The 19996-nt window shown below is 56.9% G+C and carries 13 protein-coding genes; 7 read left to right on the top strand and 6 right to left on the bottom strand.

Annotated elements, in window-relative coordinates; genetic code table 11:
• The 4 genes from RSSM_RS11665 to RSSM_RS11650 form a co-directional block, all read right to left on the bottom strand.
• The coding region (locus RSSM_RS11665; RefSeq protein ID WP_008678470.1) for a serine/threonine-protein kinase at window positions 1-856 on the bottom strand (856 nt) is incomplete at its 3' end.
• 178 nt (window positions 857-1034) lie between these two features.
• Window positions 1035-2888 (bottom strand): caspase family protein, encoded by a 1854-nt coding sequence (locus RSSM_RS11660; protein ID WP_081613755.1) that lies wholly within the window; start codon window positions 2886-2888, stop codon window positions 1035-1037.
• A 209-nt stretch (window positions 2889-3097) separates the two neighbouring features.
• On the bottom strand, window positions 3098-4237 hold the full coding sequence (locus RSSM_RS11655; protein ID WP_008678467.1) for a methyltransferase domain-containing protein: 1140 nt from the start codon (window positions 4235-4237) through the stop codon (window positions 3098-3100).
• Window positions 4238-5250: 1013 nt separating this feature from the next.
• Window positions 5251-6261, bottom strand: a complete 1011-nt coding sequence (locus tag RSSM_RS11650) for an ABC transporter substrate-binding protein (RefSeq protein WP_008678465.1) — start codon at window positions 6259-6261, stop codon at window positions 5251-5253.
• Between the two features lie 933 nt (window positions 6262-7194).
• On the opposite strand from RSSM_RS11650, the gene RSSM_RS11635 reads away from it, so the two are divergent.
• Entirely contained in the window at window positions 7195-10971 is a 3777-nt protein-coding gene (locus tag RSSM_RS11635; RefSeq protein ID WP_008678457.1) for a translocation/assembly module TamB domain-containing protein, read from the top strand.
• A gap of 374 nt (window positions 10972-11345) precedes the next feature.
• Complete coding sequence (locus RSSM_RS11630) at window positions 11346-12548, top strand: hypothetical protein (protein WP_044302352.1); 1203 nt, start codon at window positions 11346-11348, stop codon at window positions 12546-12548.
• A 203-nt stretch (window positions 12549-12751) separates the two neighbouring features.
• Here RSSM_RS11630 and RSSM_RS11625 read toward each other — a convergent pair whose 3' ends face one another.
• Window positions 12752-13879, bottom strand: coding sequence for an FAD-dependent oxidoreductase (locus RSSM_RS11625; RefSeq protein WP_008678451.1), 1128 nt, complete (start codon window positions 13877-13879; stop codon window positions 12752-12754).
• A 289-nt stretch (window positions 13880-14168) separates the two neighbouring features.
• On the opposite strand from RSSM_RS11625, the gene RSSM_RS34700 reads away from it, so the two are divergent.
• From RSSM_RS34700 to phoU, 5 genes are all read left to right on the top strand, one after another.
• Entirely contained in the window at window positions 14169-15782 is a 1614-nt protein-coding gene (locus RSSM_RS34700) for a PstS family phosphate ABC transporter substrate-binding protein (protein ID WP_236621093.1), read from the top strand.
• Window positions 15779-16726, top strand: a complete 948-nt coding sequence (gene pstC / locus RSSM_RS11615) for a phosphate ABC transporter permease subunit PstC (protein ID WP_044302351.1) — start codon at window positions 15779-15781, stop codon at window positions 16724-16726. Before RSSM_RS34700 ends, pstC begins: the two co-directional genes overlap by 4 nt.
• Window positions 16719-18029, top strand: coding sequence for a PstA family ABC transporter permease (locus RSSM_RS11610; RefSeq protein ID WP_008678446.1), 1311 nt, complete (start codon window positions 16719-16721; stop codon window positions 18027-18029). Before pstC ends, RSSM_RS11610 begins: the two co-directional genes overlap by 8 nt.
• Before the next feature lie 142 nt (window positions 18030-18171).
• A complete protein-coding gene (gene pstB / locus RSSM_RS11605; protein ID WP_008678445.1) occupies window positions 18172-18993 on the top strand; it encodes a phosphate ABC transporter ATP-binding protein PstB in 822 nt (273 codons plus the stop codon).
• A 57-nt stretch (window positions 18994-19050) separates the two neighbouring features.
• Window positions 19051-19719 carry a phosphate signaling complex protein PhoU gene (gene phoU / locus RSSM_RS11600; protein WP_008678443.1) on the top strand — a complete coding sequence of 223 codons (669 nt, stop codon included), beginning with the start codon at window positions 19051-19053 and terminating at the stop codon, window positions 19717-19719.
• A gap of 37 nt (window positions 19720-19756) precedes the next feature.
• On the opposite strand, the gene RSSM_RS11595 is transcribed toward phoU, so the two are convergent.
• Window positions 19757-19996: universal stress protein (locus RSSM_RS11595; protein WP_044302350.1), on the bottom strand; the 240-nt coding region annotated here is incomplete at its 5' end.

Genomic DNA, 19996 nt, shown 5'->3' with positions numbered 1-19996 from the left:
TTTGGAGTTGTTTCTCGAGCGTCAACGCGTTGGCGGGGCGGTCGCCCGGTTCTTTCGCCAGTAGCTGTTCAATCAGGTCGGCGAGCGGTTGAGGTATATCCGGGTTAAGGTCGCGAACCGGTTGAGGCGAACGCGTGAGCAGCGCGACCAACTGTTCGGCGATTGCCGGTTGAGCGGTCGGCAGCTTTCCGGTGCACATCTCGTAGAGAACGACGCCGAGGCTGTATAAGTCGCTGCGGTCATCTAAAGGATCACTGCGTGCTTGTTCGGGAGTGAGGTAGCCCGGCGTCCCGCATACCGATCCCACGCCGGTGGAGTCGCCGGCGGGCGATTGGGCGAGCGCCAAACCGAAGTCCAGAATCTTGATCCGCTCGGTACCTTCTTCCACCCAGATGTTCGCGGGTTTGATGTCTCGGTGCACGATTCCTTTCGCGTGTGCTGCGGCGAGACCTCGACAAATTTGGCGGGCGTAGTTGATCACTCGTTCATAGTCGACCGGCTCCTTGCGCGCGTTCACCGCCTCGAGGGTTTCGCCTCGGAGCAACTCCATCGCCATGAACGGAGTCCCCTCGTGGGTGCCGACTTCGAAGATGACGACCACGTTGTCGTGGTGAACCGCCGCCATCGCACGGGCTTCTTGAAGGAACCGATCACGACTGTTGGGCGTGGACGCGATTTTCCGGTTCATCACCTTCAACGCGACCGCCCGTTCGAGCACGGTGTCTTCGACGCGGAATACGTACCCCATTCCGCCGCGACCCATCTCTCCCAGAATTCGATACGTTCCGAGCATGCCGAGATCGCCCTCGTGAGGCGATGGCTCGAGAAAATCGTAGGTCTGGGGGGATTGTGGCATTATCTAGCGATTGGGTGTTACGGATCGACTCCGGCAAACCAACGGCCCCGACGCGGATGAGAGTTTTCGCGAACGCGAATTTACCGGCGGAGCCTGTCGCTAGAATAATACAAAGCACGTGCCAAATGTGCTCGCGGAATGGACACCGGCACAAATCAATGCTCTCAGAGACGCGGCGTTATCTTCGGCCCAGTTTGCATCCGGGGCATCCGCCGCCTTTCCGTCTTCCGCTCATGCCCCCGCTGAATGAATTCCTGCCAGAGCTGAGGCCGCCTGAGTTGGTATTGGACCATTGAAACCGGCCTGATGATCCGCGCGAGATGGGTGCTAGCTGGTAACGCGGTTGGGCAGATATTGTCTGTGTTCGGTTTTGCGGAGAATACCCCGGCGTTGCGGGCAACGATCCGGAATGGCTCGGCGTATAACTCGGAGTGTGGCCCTCGACCACATAGCCTGGCGATACGTGGCTGGTTGGCCGAGTCACTTCCGGCGAGGCGGGAGAGACGACCGAAGAATTGTTGGCAGGCCATGTCGCGGGAATGGTTGTCGATACCGGAGGAGTTGGGTTAACAGGCGACAAGGAAGTCGATTGGATGTGCTCCTCCGTGGTTGTTACGGTCTTTTTTGATTTTGATGGCTGGGTAACTTTCTGCGGCGCGATATCGATTTCGGATTTTGCCATGAACGCGTCTTTCTTCACCCAACCGTGCAAGTCGCGACCGCCGTAGATTGAATCGACATAGAACAGGTCTCCTTTCGCTGAGATGACCGTCGCGATTTGGTTTCGGTGGATCCTCCCGGTTGTTTCTCGCTCGATCCGCATTGCGGCGGAGTTAGCAAGAAGAGGCAATTGAATACCGGATTCGCCGATCGCTTTTGCGTCGATCAATGCTCGTTCGAAGTCATTGTTTTCTGCTCGACGGATGTAGGCGGCGCTGCGATCTCGGAGTGCCGCAGTGCGATCCGCTTGCGTGGCATCTGAGGACAACGCAACGATCGAAAATGCGTCAATTGCGAGATCTAAATCACCGTGTTCCAGATAAAGTCTCGCCTGATCGAGCAGCGCAGACTGACTTGGCAGCGTGTCGATGCTCGGTTTGGGACGTGCCGGTTCTTCTTTGGAGACCAACGCGCTGACGTTTGCCTGCGGTTTTGTTTTCTTGGATTGAGAGGCTGTCTTGGGGGACAGGCATATCTTTGGCATGGAGGAGTCGAAGTGTACCCATGCACGTTGACCGGTTTGATTTTTGATTTCGTTGCTGGCGTCGCGAATGGCATCCAACAGGAACAGTCCGCCCGGTGGCCGTTGTCCCAATTGTCGAGAAAGATGCAAAGCGAATGGTGAGTTGTCGCCCGCGCCATCAAGTGCCGTTTGGTTCTCCTCTGTCGCGTACGCGATCAACGTGCCCTCGGGGGCTTCGGTCCGAGGCGTCCACTGCGATGAATGGGTTCGCAGCTTGATCGGCCAACTTCGCTCGAACGGGTTGTTGCGACAACAGTCCATCATGAGGACCTTTGTGTTGGCCTTCGAGCCATTCAACATATCGAGCACATAATCCTGTGAGACGGTCTGGTACTTCAATGCGGATGAGTTGTGCAGTCGAGCGTCTGTCGGAACGAGATAAAGGTTGTCACCGACACCAATCCCATGGCCCGCGTAGTAAACCAACGCCAATCCGCCTTCCGGGACATTGCGAGTGAAATCGCTGAGTGCCTCGTCCATTTTGTAATGTCCGAGGTCCTTGTGGATTGTCACCTCGAAACCGAGACGTCTGAGGGCTGACCCGAGCAATTCGACATCATTGGTCGGGTTGCGAAGACGTTCTACTTCATAGGCGTCGTTTCCTATCAACAACGCATGAAAGGTGGTCTCTGAGTACAGCGGCGTCGCCGACGCCACGGTGACCAATAGCGTGAGGAGACTCTTTGTAAATGAGCTCTCTGAGAACGGACTCTTTCTGACCTGACCCTTCGGAAACGGGCCCTTCGTAAGCTGGGTAGGCTCGGTGACTCGGGTGGTGTCGAACTGCATCACCTCTCTCCTTCGCTTGAATCACAGACTCGGACGACGTTTGGTGTCGGGAGGTGATGCCGAAGCATGCTGCATGCGTGTCAGCTTCGGAATGAGAGCACTAGCAAGAGAACGAGAGCCTCAGCCCACCCGATACCCCCCTTATGGGAAAGTGCGGGTGAGAATGTACAAGATTTTTGCCCTGAAGCAAAATTATTTTCAGGACGAGCTTAGCAGCACCCGCTTCCCGAGCAGCAATCGTCGCCCATTGTCGGCAAACCCGAGGAAACAAGCGGCTTTTGAGCCGCGGGACCGCTCGAGCTTTCGTCATAGATCTCAAAATGCTCGGCAATCGATTCTCGCTCCGCCGCTTGGGCGAGTGCGTCTTCGCAGGCGACCCCTCGCGTGTACATCCGTCCGTCGTCATCAACGACATACTTGAACGGCCCGCGATAAACCCGTCGCGCGGTGCCTTGGTTGGCCAGGTACTGCGTGGTTTGCTCGAGCAACTCCTCGCCTTCGGTCGCCAAATGCGGTCGATAAGCAACAACAGTCGCCGACCGGAAACCGATTCCGTCGACCACTTGCCATGGGGATGTTTGCAAACTGTCGAGGTTGATATCGACAAACCCTGCTTGCTCGAACGCCTCCAGAAAAGCAGCCCGTTCGAAGGCACCTGAAATGCAACCGCTCCATAATTCCGGATCCGCTTGCATCTCTTCGGGGACTTCACAGTCCGCGACGATGTCGCTGATCACGGCTCGTCCTCCCGGTCGCAGGACGCGGAAGATTTCGTCGAACAGGAATTCTTTTTCGCCCGAGTCGACGAGATTCAACACGCAGTTGCTGACAACAACATCAACCGATTCGTCGGGAATCATCGGTTGGCCGGATCGCATTTCGGCGAGGAACGATTCCAGCTGGCGAAGGCTCATGTCGTCCGTAACCGGGTTTTCCGAAAGGAATTGTTCGACTGCGTCCCGGTCGACCGCGAGATCCTGGATCTTCCCTTTGCGAAAGCTGACGTTGTCGTAGCCGATTGTTTCGGCAACCTTGGGTTGGCTGCTCCGTGCCAGCGCCAGCATCTCATCGTTCATGTCGACACCGATGACCCGGCCTTCTGGTCCGACCACCTGGGAAGCGATGAAGCAGATTTTTCCGCCGCCGCTGCCCAAATCCAGTACCGTTTCGCCGGCTCGAACGTGCTTTGACGGGTCGCCGCACCCGTAGTCCCGGTCGATTACTTCCTGCGGGATGGCTTTGAGGTACCTCGCGTCATAATCCACCGGGCAACACAAGGCAGCTTCACGTTCCTGAGCGGCACCGGAGTATCTCTGGCGGACCGCCTGTTCGGTATCAAGGCTCGGCATATTTGAATACGAATTCACAGTTGGTTTGGGAATGGTGGCACTGAAGATAGGCAGCACCGACGTCTGCGGATAGTAGTTTATGTCAGCTAGACTTGCGGCGTGTGGACCTAGTGTTGCGTCACGATCAAGAATGAGGGTTCAAGGGTGAAGCGAAAGTCGCCAAAACTTTCGGTGATTCACGAGCCCTCCCGAAACTCTTGGCAGGCTGTGATTTATTTGTTTAACGGCAATACCGTTCAATTTTCGTTTAACCCGTGCCCGCAGGGTAGGTTGTGTTCCGTCAAGCGTCGCCTACGGCTACCGGTTAAACGAAAACGCCACAACCCGGTGCTTCATTGAACGGTATTGCGTTTAACGGGCAGCCAAAGGCGACCTACTTGCCACTGCCCGTCGCCTACGGCTGTCGGTTAAACGAAAACAGGTTGACTGTTGATTAAATCGACAAACCGTTGGCGAGTTTCGTTACCCTAAAACTAGGCTTTGACGCAGAACCGAGACACTCGAACACAACACGGCCGTGTGTCGTTCGGTGGAAAAAAAGTGGCGGCCTGCGAGAGGTTACACAAGGGGCACAAGATAACCCCCACAGGACCGCCGATCAGGTAAGCAACGTTGCGGGGCATGCAACGCGAGAAGCTTACCTGATTGCGCAAATGCGTTGAACAATAGAATCGAATGCCATCAAAAATGGCAAGGGCGGCAAGTCAGCGAACTTGTGAATTGGTCTAAATTAACAACTCGGTTGTACGCTGAGACTGAACCAGAGGTCTCGAATGAGTGCCCAGCGAAGCGTCTCGTGCCAATGGAAACCCGTTGGCGACGATCTCCAGCTCCGCGAATGAAAAGTACCGAGACCCATTAATAACTGAGCGAAGATTTAACACCACGCCCTGACAGCGCACATCGCGAAAATTGAAGGGTTTAATTCGGGACTTTCCTGACTAGCCGGGCGGGGCTGAGCCTGCGCAGCCCGAAATTGACGCAATTCACGTACTTTTGCGAAACGCGGGCGGTCAAGACTGTGGGGGATTCAGCAGGCGAGCAATTTCCGGTTCATCCTGATTTTTTTGCGTTGCGACGAAAATTCCTGTGTCGACCGTTTTTTCAACCGATTCACCCCGAATTGCTGCCACGATCGTTTTGACCGAGAGATAGCCGATGCGAACGGGATCTTGCAGCACAATTGCCGAGACGTGTCCCGCGTCCATCGCGTCGCGTAACGAGTCGCTGCTATCGAACGCGACCAATTTGACTTTGCCCGCCAGCCCTCGGTCACGGATCGCCCGCAGCATGCCTTCCGCGTTGGGTTCGCACGCGGTGAACACGCCATTCACTTCGTCGCCAAACCGATTGAACAACGCCTGAGCTTTGTTGACCGCGGATTCCGTCGTGGTGCCCGAATACTGATCGCTGCTGATTACTTCGATGTTCGGGTACTTCGCGATGCCGTCGAGAAAACCCTCTTCGCGTTGATGGGTGCTGTCGCTGCCTTTTTGGTATCGCAGGCAGATCACTTTGCCACCGCTCTCACCGAGGCTGTCAGCCATGGCGTCGGCGGCGATCTGACCGCCGCGGAAGTTGTCAGTTGCTACGAACGCGACATAGTCGTCGGGGTTCGCATTCAGACCGCTATCAAACACCACCACCGGCACTCCCGCGCGTTTGGCTTCCTCGACCGGCCGGACCAACGCGTCGGCGTCTAGGGGGGATAGGCAGATTCCGTCGACCTGGGCGTTCAGGAAGCCTTGGAAGACATCGATTTGCTCGCTGCGGTCACTTTCCTTGGAGGGACCTTTGAAAGTGATCCGCGCGCCCACCTCATTTGCCGCGTCTTCGGCACCGGCACGTACCGATTGCCAAAAAATGTGTGTCTCCCCTTTTGGGATCACGGCGATGTGCAAGAGATCGCCGGTTGGCGTTGCGGTTGCCTGTGAAGGTGATGGTTGTTCCGCGGGCGGATTGCAACCGGCGAGGCAGGCCGTCACCGCAATCACGATCCAGTTCAACGGTAGGCGTACGCTCATGCGACAATGATTCCTGTTCATGTTAAGAACCTATTCAAAAACTGATCAGCCGCTCTGCGTTCGCCGCGGTTGACATCGACAACCGCAGTTAACGCTCGCCGGTTGGTTCGTTGATCGAGGTATTCAGATACATTCCAAGGGAGACGGTGTGACGTGGAGGAGAACCACGTCAGGCTTTTAGAAATTTTTTCGTCTCCGATTTTATCGTGAATTCAAGGGAATTGCAGCAACGCTAAGGGGTATCCCCTAGGCCGGTTTCCAAAACTTTTTCGAAACTGACTTGACCCATGAAAGCCGCCCCGGCTAAGTTCCCCGCATCGTCGCGAGCAGGTTGTTTCGGCAGCTTGATTCGGCGAAAGATGTGCACAGAATTGACGCTCTTTGCACGGGTCGGAGGAACTTTCGAGTTCTTCTTGGCTGCGAAGATTGCGGTCAAATCGGAGTCACGGATGACACCGTTGAGACCGTCAAGTTGTTCCGTGTGCGGATTGTTCGAGAAGTGCTAGCAAGGATGCGTAGCACTGCCTCGAACTATTTTTTTTGAGCGTCAATTCATCTTGCAATTGAAACTCAAAGTTGCGAAGATCGAAGCCGTGTTGAGGGACGCCAGTCGATGGCAATCTCGACATGAAAAGAACGCGATGGTGCTGGTTCAGCATCGCGGACAAACGGTATCAAACAGCAATCATTCAGGCCGTCCTTGACGTGACCTGGTAAAAAACCACCGGCTCCCGGAACAGAAGCGCGTTGTCCTCCGCCCCCCTAGGACCTCGTACTTTCCGGGAGCTTTTTTTATGCGCTGACGGTTGCCACGGCGATCAATTCTCTCTTGCGCTGCCGGTATGATTCTCGGTATAAGCGTATTCACGCGCGCCATCTCGTCTGTCTTCCCTGCGCGCCGTTTCGATCCATCTCGATTAGTGAGACATACGGATGCGACGTAAAGCGGTTCACCGATACGACTATGAGGTTCGCGAACGCTCGCAAACCGAACGAACGCGGCACCGTCGTGAAGATCGATCTCGACGCAAGCAAATGATCGCCGTGATGACGCTGGTGTTTGTGGGGCTCGCGATCGCATCGGGGCCGAGTTTGATCAGTCACTCTCCCCTCGGGAGATCGTTTCTGGCGCAAACATTGAACTCGTTCGGATGGCAGGCGGAAGCGTCGGGCGTGCAGGTTGGTTGGGTGACCCCTTTTCAAGCAACAGGGGTGAAATTGGTTGGAGAACGATCCGGCTCGATTGTCGAGATCGGCGAGCTGCAAACGTCTCTTACCCTCCCACAATTGATTTCGAGTGAGTTGAAGTCAGGCAGGTTTGGGGAACTGGTACTCCGCGACGTTCGAGTTGCGTGTTCGGTGGACACGTCGACGAGTTCCATCGAAGAGGATCTCGCCGTTCTGATGACGCCATCGGAATCGACCACCGAGGTCGTGCCGGTCGGTGCGATTCAAATTCAAGGCCTGCACGTGGATGTCACCGATGCGGTGACGAAAGAAACCTGGTCGCTGAGCCAGTCAAATGCTTCGGTGCTGCTCGATACCGATCAACTCCAATCGCAATGGCAGGGAGTGCTCACGCAACCGGGAGGTGGCGAGGGATCGATGCAGGGAACCGCGACGGTAGGCCTGCTTCCCCAAGAGGGCACGCCGGTCCAGTTGGAGGTGGAGTCGGATTCGCTACCTCTGTCTGTCGTTCGTCTCGTCGCCCGAAGATTTCCCGAGAGTCAATTGCCAGCTGAGATCACAGGCGATCTGTCTGGCAGCACCCGTGTTGAAATGCCTGCGTCGGGACACCCGAGTGTTTCGCTGAGGAAGATTGAAATACGAGGACTCGCGGCGTTCGATCCCGTGACGCGAGAGCGTTTGTGGAGCAACGAGCTAACGCAGCTTGATGGAGACTGGATGTGGATGCCCGGACGCATCATCGCGCGGCAGATGTCGGCCAAGACTGACTTTGCAACCGTCGCAATGAACGGTGAGTTTTCGGATTCGTTTTCGATCTCCGGGGCAAACTCGAATCCGCTCATGTGGCTCGATCAGGTAGACGCGACCGCGGATATCCTCGTTGATCTGCCCCGGTTGCACGCGGCCATGCCAGGGATTTTGCCGATGCGGCAAGGTGCCGTTTTGCATCGCGGAACACTCCGGGCGACGATCGAACCATTGACTGCCGCGAACGTGACGGCCGCGAACGCGCGCGACCAGGTGACCGGAAAACGTCGCCGGCGATTGGTCGTCCAAAGTGAGGCCATCGAAGCAACCTCCGATGGAAAGCCGATACGGATCGCACCTATGAACGCGACTGCGGTCGTGGCGAGCAACGCAACGGAACTGTCGGCCGAGCGATTCGAAATGCAGAGCCCGTTCGCACGTATCGAAGGCCAGGGGGATATCGCATCCGGCGCAGCAGAGTTGAGTGTCAACTTTGGCAAGCTCGCTCAGATGTTGCAGCCGATCTTTGAACTCGACAATCAAAACCTTCAGGGTGACGTGCGGGCCAGTTTGCGATGGGACGCCGAAGCGAACGGGTTATGGAGATTGCAAGGCAGCAGTCAGGTCGACAATCTCGCGATCGAGATTTCGCCCGGCCAGCGTCTTCAGCAACGCCACTTGGTTTCCACACTAGACGTCGAAGGCAAGTGGTCCGTTTCGTCGCGTCGTTGGTCGCTCGATGAGTTGTCCCGCGGCAGCCTGCGCGTGCAAGGCGACGGAATGCAGACCGACGTGGATCTCGTGCAGACCATCCGTGGTCTCGATCAGAACCAATTGATTCCGGTCCGGGTCCGAGGACGCGGGCAGATCGAATCCGTATCCGAAATACTCGCCCCGTGGATGCCGGAAAGCATGATTGATTGCCGTGGCGGTTTTGACTTCACCGCGCGTGCAAGCATCAACGGGACAGGCAATGTTTTGGTGCAGGCGTTCGACGGGCAAGTCAGCTCACTACGGGTGCCGATGAGCGATCAGGAGCTTCGTCAAGAACTCGTCAAACTGCATTTTGACGGCCGCGCGTCATGGCCGCAAAATGAGGTCGTGGTTCGGTCGATGACGGTCACCGGTGATGCCGCGTCGGCAGCGATCCAAGGGGAGTTGATCAACAAGCGAATGGATTTGGAAATCGCGTGGTTGGCGGATCTCGACCGGTTGCAAACCAGCGCAGCCAAACGGCTCGCCCGCGAACCGCAGCAACGGTCACGAACGTCTGCGTTTAATCGTTCGAATCCTTCGTCGACTCGCATGGCCGCGTTTAACAGTGCTAGCGAAGCACCAAACCAATGGGATGTCGGAGGCCAACTCGAAGGAAACACGATTGTGGTAGGTGACACCGTTCGCCTGCACCTTGATACGCAGATCGCCGGACGTGACGTCGTGTTGAGTGAACCGAGTGTTGGCGGCAGTCGGTCCAATTCCTCCGTGGTTTGGTCCGAGCCAGCGATTCAGATTGACGGGGACCTCGATTTGGATCTTTCAACGCAGGCGATTCACACGGACGCATTGCAGATTTCGACCGATTGGTGTGGTACCACGCTGGCCGGCACGGTTGCTTGGCGACAAGAGACGGCTGACGTGCATTTGCGTGGGCCGGCTCGTTTCAAAATGGATGAGGTCGGCCGTCGTTTGACCGCGTTGACGGGGACGACCATCGTCGCCGAAGGTTTGCATGAAACGCCCGTGGAAATTCGGTACGCGCAGAATAGTCCGTCCGATTATGCGTTCACGGTCAAAGGCAACCTCGGCTGGGAGACGGTCGACACCGCAGGCATGCTGTTTGGGCCAGCCGAAGTCCCATTCCGAATGACGGAAAGTGTGGTCTCGGTCAACGCGAGCCGGATACCGGTGCTCGGTCCGAGCCGTTTGACGCCACGGATGATTGGGCCTCAGGTTGCTCCGCTGAGCGATCAGCCGATCGACACTGCGACCGGGGAAATCCTGTTGGCAGGCGACGTTCATTACCGGCCCGAACTTTATATCGAGATGAAGCCGGGGCCGATCGCTCGCGGTGTCGCGCTCACGCCTGATATGACGGGCAAGTGGCTGAAGTATCTCGCCCCGATCGCGGCGGATGCGGCTCGTGTGGAAGGAACGTTCAGTGCTGATCTGCAACAAGCCAAGGTTTGGGTCGACGATCCGTCGCGTAGTGAAGTTCGCGGGCGTTTGGACATCGAGCGTGTTCAGATGAACGCGGGGCCACTCGCGGACCAAGTGATTGCGAGTGCTCGGCAATTGCAGGCGCTTGCCGCGATCGGATCGGCGGCGAGTCCGCCTCGAACGGGACGCACGCTGATCACCATGCCGGCTCAGTCGGTCGAATTTCAGGTCAGTCAGGGAGCGGTTAACCACCGCGCACTGATGTTCGATGTGGACCGGGCTCGAGTCGTGACCAGCGGACAGGTCGACTTCGACGGACGGCTCGATCTGATCGCGCAAATTCCGCTCGACGCACGGTGGTTGGGAAGCGACCTGCGTGGACTCGCCGGGCAAACGATGACGCTGCCGATTGACGGAACGCTGAGCCGGCCGAGCCTCGATTCGGCGGGAATTCGACGCGTCGTCGCGGACTTCGGAGTCCAAGCGGCCCAGCAGGCAGCGCAAGACGCGGCGGGAAATTTTCTCCAACAGCAATTCGGACGTGGCCAACAACAACTCGAAGAGGGGATCAACAAAGGCCTCGAGAAACTCCGATTCGACAAATTGTTTGGCAATTGATCCGGCGGCGAATCGCGACGATTTGGACCACAAGAACGAGGGGCTGTGTTCCGGAAGAGCCGTCCTGATGCGGGTGATCTGTCGGGATAGTGTCTCGCCATTGGCGTAGAATATGATAAACAAAGGCGCGTTCGAGAAACGTCAGGCATCCACGTCTGAACAAAATCAGCGGATTGACAACGCGGCTGTGCGTAACCGGCCCGTTTCATTCGATTCGCGAATGAACATCGCCGCGGATCGTGGTCGTGGCGATTGCCGGTAAGAAACACAATTCGGCTTCGATGCGTAGCCTCCGTGCCGGGCATGTGTTCCAACCGTTTTTTCGTCCAAACGCCCGCTCCCGCCAAAAGACTCCCTCCCTCTGAAACATTGTCATGCAATTGAATCGAAACGTCGCGACGTTCCGGCCCGGCCACCTTTTCTATCGCTCCGTGGTAGTTGCCGCAGTGCTCGCAGCATTGATCGGCGCGGTGATGCCTCGGCACGCCGATGCCTGCCCATTTTGCAGTGCCGTCGCGCAAACTCTTCGCCAGGAAATGGAGGCGATGGATGCCGTCGTGATCGCGTCGGCGTTGCAAAGCGATGCGACCCGCAACGCCGATACCGGCGAGGTGCTGATGGAAATCGCGATGGTGCTCAAGGGAGAAAAGTACGTCTCAGCGGGCCAGACCGTGAAGGCGGTTTATTTTGGTGACATCGCCAAAGGACGGCGGTTTCTGCTTTCCGGCGTTGACCCGAGTGACATGCAGTGGTCGTGTCTGCCGCTGACCCCGCGGGCGGAACAGTACATCGTTCGTATTCCCGAAGTCGCAGAAAAGGACGACGCGGATCGTCTGCGGTTCTATCTCGATTACCTGCAAGACGAAGACTCGATGTTGTCGCGCGACGCCTACGATGAGTTTGCGATCGCTCCGTATGCGGCGTTGCAAGAGATCGAACCCGAGATGGACCACGACCAATTGGTCGAATGGATTGGTGACGATTCGCTGTCTCCTGATCGCAAACGACTGTATCTGACGATGCTCGGCGTGTGCGGGGGCAAGGAAGACTTGCCAATGCTCCAAGAGATGTTGCTGAGCACTCAGAAGACTTCCCGAACGGGGCTCGACGCGTTGATCGCGTGTTACCTGACGCTCGCCGGGGAAGACGGGCTCGAGATGATCAACGAGGAGTTTCTTTCTAACAAGAAGGCTTCCTACGCCGACACGTACGCCGCCATCATGGCGATCCGGTTTCATGGGACCGAGGGCGGTGTGATTGCTCGAAGCGCACTGGTTGAATCGCTTCACGCTATTCTCGATCGGGAAGACCTCGCGGATTTGGTGATTCCCGACCTCGCACGGTGGCAGGATTGGAGTCAAGTCGAAAAGCTGAAGCAGCTCTTCTTGAACGCCGACGCGGAAAACAACTGGGTCCGCGTACCAGTGGTCAATTACCTCCGCGCGTGTCCCAAACCGGAAGCAGCCGAGGCAATGGAAGAGCTGAAAAAGGTTGACCCAGACAGCGTCCGCAGGGCCAACACCTTCTTCGCCGTTCCCAAACCCGCCGCGGAAACGGTCCAGCCGAGCAAGCAGTAGCTCAGGCGTTGAAGGCAGCCGTGGATTGATAAGAAAAAACGGCACGATCGGGTTAACGAGCGTGCCGTCTCTGGGGTGTTGTTAGCTTTGGTTACCTTTGTTGCTGCCCAACGGCTAATGTTGCGGCAGTCCCATAGCTGAATTCGCCTGAATTCAGATCACCGAACTCAGGCGGCATCAGCTACATCATCTTTGGCAACGCTCTAGCGAGCCGAAGACGCACCGATGATTTCTTCGTGATCGACCAGGAATCGTTCGCAATCGAGTGCGGCCATGCATCCGGTTCCTGCGGACGTGATCGCTTGACGATAGTAGTCGTCGGCAACGTCGCCCGCCGCGAAAACACCCTTGGCGCTGGTGTTGGTTCGGAACGGCAGTTTCCACTGAATGTATCCCGCTGAATTCATCTCAACGGCACCGTCGAGGAATGAAGTGTTCGGGGTGTGACCGATCGCGACAAACATCCCGCCGACGGTCAGTTCGCTCGTCGAGCCATCGACGGTGTTCTTCAACCGCAGCCCCGTGACGACCTTTTCGTCGCCGAGAACTTCGTCAACGACGCTGTTCCATTTCATGACGATGTTGGGGTGATTGAGAGCACGGTCCTGCATCACCTTGCTTGCTCGCATTTCGTCGCGACGAACGATCATGTAGATCTTGTCTGCACCCTTCAGGTTGGCCAGGTAAGTGGCTTCCTCGACGGCCGAGTCACCGCCCCCGACAACGGCCAGCGGTTTGCTGCGGAAAATCGGCAGAGCACCGTCGCAAACGGCACAGGCGCTAACGCCTTTGTTCTTGTAGACCTCTTCACTCGGAAGGCCGAGATAGTTGGCGCGTGCTCCGGTCGCGATGATGACGGTGTGTGCCTGGACGGGCTCGCCGCTGGCCGGATAGAGCGTGTGTGGGGGGCCGGAAAAATCGACTTTCTCGATATCGTCGCTGACAACACGGGTGCCGAAGTTCAGAGCCTGTTGCTTCATCAGCTCCATCAGTTCCGTCCCTTGGACGGCATAGTGTGGCTCGCCATCCTTGGTGTGACCCGCCGGCGGTTCGGGAAGGTTGTAGTGCCGGCTCTTGTCGACCGCCGACTGCACGAACGCGCGGATGTTTCCGGCCGGGAAACCTGCGAAGTTCTCGACTTCCGTCGTGTAGGCGAGTTGGCCGAGCGGCATCATGTCTTGTTTGAACGTGCCTTCGTAGACGACCGGTTCGAGGTTAGCACGGGCGGCGTAGATCGCTGCCGACCATCCGGCCGGGCCGCTGCCGATGATGATCGTTTTTTCGGGGCCATCGCTTCCGACGGGGCGGGGGGTGTCTGACGTCGAGGACATAAGGAATCTCGCAGTAGGATGGATTGCCAATTTTGCGTTAATTTTGATGTGGCCGCCAGCATTCTGGCCACGCACGCACGCATTTGAATTTCGTTTTCGCGGCATTATACGGTCAATGTCCGTTTCGACGACCTATCTACCGTCCGCGAACTTTCTTCGCCAGCCTGAAGTGGCCCCTTCGTGCCTCCGGGACATGTGTTTTTTCTGATGTTCCGGTTCGCTCGATGGCGTCTTGGGGTAACGTTTCCGCTAAAAACTTGGGATAATTGCCGCATTGACGATGGTCGATGTGCGATTCTGCCTGAACACCGTTGGCTGCCCACACGGCACCTGTGTCACCAACTCGCCGGATTCCGACGTCCGATCTCCGCCGTATCTCGAACGATCGCTCTCTATCGCTGCACTCGCCCATGACCGTCCGATGTCAGCGTTAGAGCACCAGGCATCGGTTGAGCATCAGCCATCGGTTGAGTTGGCGGAGCTGGAAACGGTTTTCAGTTCCGTCCCGCCGGTCGGATCGAACGCGGCTCGCCATGCCTTAGAAATGCGACGAAAGAACTCCCACGAAGACAGTCCTATAGCCTTGTTCGATCGATTCCCTCCCGTTTTGAGAGTGGCGACCCTTGCCACCCGCCGTGTTTTCCCCGGCGCACCGAATTCCCCTGGCGCACCGAATTTCCCCGGCGCACCGAATTTCCCCGGCGCGGCGAGTTTCCCCGACGCACCGGTTTTCCCGGCCGCACCGACGCACCAACCGATTGTCGGTGGCATGCCGGTTTTTTTAAGCGTCGGCGGACGACCTGACGGTAGCTCTCGGATGACTCTCTCGCTGAATCGAATCGGTCGTTCGGTGCTCTTGGCGGTTTGCACGTTGCTAGCCTGCATGCTGATGAGCGGGTGCAGCCTGAATGCGTCGAAATCGGACCCAAATGATCCAACGACCGACGAGGGAGCCGCCATCGAATCAAACCTCGTCGGTTCGATCAAAATCGATGGCAGCAGTACCGTCCAACCGATCAGCGACGCGGTGCGGGAGGAGTTTCTCAAATTGCACCCGGAAGTCGACGTCACCGTTGGCGGAAACGGAACCGGCAACGGGTTCAAATCGTTCTATGACAAGGGAGCCGATATCTCGGATGCGTCCAGGCCGATCCAGCCAGGGGAGTTTGCGAAATGTCAGGCCAATGGGGTGGAGTTTCTCGAGTTGCCTGTTGCCTACGACGGTTTAACGATCGCCGTGCATCCGGAAAACGACTGGGTGGAAGAACTGACCATTGAACAACTGACAGCCATGTTTGTCGGCGAGGACGCTGCCAAGACCTGGAGTGACGTCGATCCGTCGTGGCCCAGCGAGGCGATCAAGATCTTCGCCCCCGGCACCGGATCGGGGACCTACGATTACTTTCACGAAATACTCGCGCAAGTTAACGACAAACAACTCAGAAGAGACATGACACTCAACGAGAATGACAACATCCTCGTTCAAGGTGTCGCCAGTAACAAATTTTCAATCGGCTTCTTCGGGGTCGCCTACTACACCGCCAACCAGCAACGTCTGAGGGCCGTGCCGATCGTCAATCCGAAAGACAATGTTGCGTACCTTCCTACGGTTAAAAACATATCGACAAACAGGTATGCACCGTTCAGCCGTCCACTGTTCATTTACGTAAACTCGGATTCACTCACCCGCGCCGAGGTCCAAGTTTTCGTCGACTTCTACATCAAGAACGTTTCGCAACTTTGCAGGGCCGCGAATTCCGTGCGTTTACCCGAATCAATAATGAATCGAACCAAACACATTCTGAAAACGAGAGCTTTGGGGACACACTTTGTTTCCCCCGAAGGGCAGCATCGTGAGGGTGCGTTTGCGGAAATATTCACGGAAGAGAACTTAGTGAAGTGAACCGTCCCGCCGCACTGCAGAACCCCAGATTTCGGTCCGCTCATTCGGGCATCTGGCAAGAGCGAGCGATGATCGCGGTGCTGGCGATGTGCGCTTTCGCAACGATCGCGATCACCTTGGGGATCGTTGTGATGTTGGTGACGGAGAGTTGGCACTTCTTCAATAGCCAGTACGTGTCGGTGCGTGATTTTCTGACCGGGACGCAGTGGACTGCGCTGCAGAGCAAATCGATCGAGGATGCGAAATTCGGAATTTGGCCGTTGCTCTCAGGGACGTTTCGTGTGACATCGATCGCGATGTTGATCGCCCTGCCGAGTGGTTTGATCACGGCGATCTATCTAAGCGAATTTGCGTCTCCGAAGGTTCGCGCGACGCTCAAACCGGCACTCGAAGTGATTGCGGGCATCCCGACGGTTGTCTTGGGCTACTTCGCGGTTCTCGTGATCAGTCCGTCGTTGCAATGGCTGACCAACGGCGGCTTTGATGCGTTCAATGCGACCAGTGCGGGGATTGCGGTTGGGATTTTGTGTTTGCCGATGGTCTGCAGTTTGTCCGAAGACGCGTTGCACGCCGTTCCTCGTTCGTTGCGTGAGGGGGCCTTTGGGCTCGGGTGCACGCCCCTGGAAACGGCAACACGAGTGGTTGTTCCGGCGGCCCTCTCCGGAATCGTCTCCGCTTTCCTGTTGGCGTTCAGCCGCGCGATTGGAGAAACAATGGTCGTCGCGCTCGCCGCGGGCACGCAAGCCACTTACACGATGGATCCCCGCGCTCAGTCGCAAACGATGACGGGCTTCATCGTGGAAATGATCAAAAGTGAAAACGAATATGGCACGGTTCAGTACTACAGCCTCTACGGTGTCGCAGTCACTCTCTTTGTAATTACATTTGGCATGACCCTTGTCGGTCAACTCGTGCGTCGTCGCTACCGGGAAACGTATGCGTGACATCGAGAGCCTCGAAAAGTTGAGCATCGATCCGACCGAGCAGGTGAAGACCGATGACGATATGGCATTGCCCATTCCCGCGGCTGTGAAAAACGGAGCCGCCTTCAGTGTCGAGTCGAATCGCAATTCACGTCGGCGCGTGTTGGTAAGCAAGGCGTTCTACTACCTCTGCTTTGGCGTTTCGTTGATCAGCATTGTTATCCTGGTCGTGTTGTTGGCATCGATCCTGGTGCAGGGACACACGCGATTGACCCCGTCGCTGCTGACCAATGCCCACAGTACCTCGGAACCGGCAGAGTCCGGGATGTTACCCGCGATCCTCGGGTCGCTTGCGATTTGTGCGGTTTGCGCGTTGTCCGCTCTGCCGATCGGAATAGGGACAGCCATTTTTCTCGAGGAGTTCCAGCCCACGACTCCTTGGTTGCGACGTTTGCATGGCTTTTTGAGTCTGAACATTGCAAACCTGGCCGGGGTGCCGTCGATCGTTTACGGCTTGTTGGGACTGAGTCTGTTTGTCTTCATGTTCAATGCGTTCGGGCAAATTCGTGTGAACGAAACCAGCGGCATCGAGTTGGTAGGGGTCGAAAGGTACTATCAAGTTCTCACGATGGCCGGCGGGGGAAACTCCGCGCTGATTCGTCAAACCGATCCGGCGCAGCCCACGATCGTTGTCACTGAATCGATTGAGGCGGTCGATCGCCAAGGCGAGGGATTCACGCTCGAGGTTTGGGACCCAAAGTCGGGCCGCGCCAAACCGACCGATCCTGAGGTCCTCCGCCGAACGGTGCGAAAGGGACAAAGCGGAGGCGCGTATGCGAAAACGTCGTGGTACTACTTTCGGTTGCCCTTCGGCCGGAGTTTCCTCGCGGCCGGATTGACTTTGGCGTTGGTCATCTTGCCGATCGTTATCATCGCATCGCAAGAAGCCCTCCGCAGTGTTCCCCCGTCGCTCCGGGAGGCCGCCTATGGTCTCGGAGCGACCAAGTGGCAAACCGTGCGAAGTGTCTCGTTGCCGGCAGCGATGCCGGGCATTATGACCGGTGCGATCTTGGCGATGGGACGCGCCATCGGCGAGGCCGCTCCGATTCTCGTGGTGTTGGGCGCGACGGTGGCAAAGAACTCGGGGCCGCAAAACCTGATGGACACCGTGGTGACGATGCCGGTGTTGATCTTTCATTGGGCAGGCGACCCCAAAGTCACTTACCAGCAACTTGCCGCGGCGGCGATTATCGTTTTGTTATTAGTTCTGTTGGTGATGAACGCCTTGGCAATCTATTTGCGGCACCGCTTCCGTACCGAATGATCAGGGCGAATCAAAATGTGTCGAAATTATCCCCGCCTTGTCCCCGCTACCTTCTCGACCGTGCAATAACCGATAAACTTCCTGCGTCGTCCTATGCGGCGATCCCCCCAAACCAACGCCGCCGATTCGGCTAGCGAGCGATATGCCTCAATCCGCAAGTGTCACGAACGCCCCCTTTCATGGTGAGTCTCCATCGAGTGAGTCGGCGCCTGAGGTGTGCGTGAAGATTGCGAATTTCAACGCATGGTATGACTCTTTCCAAGCGATCCACGATCTATCGCTGGACATTCTGCGAAACCAGGTCACCGCGTTCATCGGGCCGAGCGGTTGCGGTAAGAGCACGTTGCTGCGGTGGGTCAATCGGATGAACGATATCGTCCCGACCGCTCAGTGCACCGGATCGCTACGAATCAACGATGTCGAGGTGCTCAGTCCGTCAACGGACGTGGTGCATTTGCGGCGACAGGTGGGGATGGTGTTTCAGAAACCGAACCCCTTCCCAAAATCAATCTACGAGAACGTCGCCTTCGCACCGCGATTGCATCTCAAACTGCGGCGAGGTGAATTGGACGAATTGGTCGAGTGGGCACTGCGAAAGGCGGCGGTTTGGGACGAGGTCAAAGATCGCCTCAATGCCCCCGCGTTCGGACTCTCGGGAGGCCAGCAACAACGGCTCTGCATCGCCAGAGCGATTGCGATCGGGCCGGAATTGTTGCTGATGGACGAACCATGCAGTGCTCTCGATCCCGCCAGCACCCTGGCCATCGAAGACCTTATTTACGAACTACGCGAGCAATACACGATCGTGATGGTGACTCACAACATGCAGCAGGCGAGTCGCTGCAGCGATCAAACGGCGTTCTTCTTCGAAGGCCGTCTCATTGAGTCCGGTGCGACCGACGATGTCTTCACAAAACCACAACAGAAACGCACCGATGACTATGTGCGTGGCCGGTTTGGGTGATGTGCTCCGCCGCTTTCGATGACGGATCCGTAAACTGCCTTTCAATCACAAATCTTTATGAGCAAGCATCTCGACCGTGGAATGACGCAGTTACGATCCGATCTGGTTAAACAGTTCGGGATCGTCGAGCAAATGATGAGTTTGTCTGTGCGGTCTCTCGTCGAACGGCGGTCTGATCTCGCGGTCTCGGTGATCGATACCGATGACGAGGTCGATGCGAAAGACATCCAAATCGAAGAAGACTGTTTGAAGTTGCTCGCCCTCCACCAACCGGTCGCCGAAGATCTGCGTTGGTTGGTCACGGTCGTGAAAATCAACGGCGATCTCGAACGGATGGCGGACTTGGCGTGCAACATTGCCGAGCGGAGCATTTCGCTCGATCTCTTTCCGCTGTTCCGTGTTCCCGAAAACGTTAGCAAAATGGTGGGAACAACGATCGGGATGGTCCGGTCGGCGTTGGATTCTTTTCTCGAACACGACGCGGATCTCGCTCGCAACGTTATTTTAGCGGACGATGAAGTTGATCGTCTTAACGTTGAAATGATTCAGGAAATCGAAAGACGCATGAGGGAAGATCCTGAGTCCGTGGAACCATCGTTGCACTGTTTCAGCGCAATCCGGCACCTCGAACGTATCGCGGACATGGCAACGCATGTCGCCGAGGAAACCGTGTATTTGGTCAGCGGCGACATCGTCCGTCATCGCCGTGGCGAACCGGAGTCCTGAGTTCGTCTGCGTTGAAAGTGTGATACGCTCAGGAGATTCAGCAATCTTTCTCTTCGCCTTGGCGGACGATCAGCACGCTGCAGTGAACGTGGTGAAGCACGTAGCGAGAGGTGCTACCTAGGAGCACCCGGGAGATCAAACCGCGTCCGCTGTCACCGACGACAACAAAATCGTGGCCCTGTTCTTCCGCATACTGCGTCAACCCGTATCCGACATGTTCCACCTCCACGCTGTGCCCGCTCGCCCGCGCACCGCACTGGGTTAGTCTCGCCGCGGC

Origin of the sequence: Aporhodopirellula sallentina SM41, assembly GCF_000346505.1 — a bacterium.
Classification (GTDB): Bacteria; Planctomycetota; Planctomycetia; order Pirellulales; family Pirellulaceae; genus Rhodopirellula; species Rhodopirellula sallentina.
This window is presented reverse-complemented; position numbering and strand designations above follow the sequence as displayed.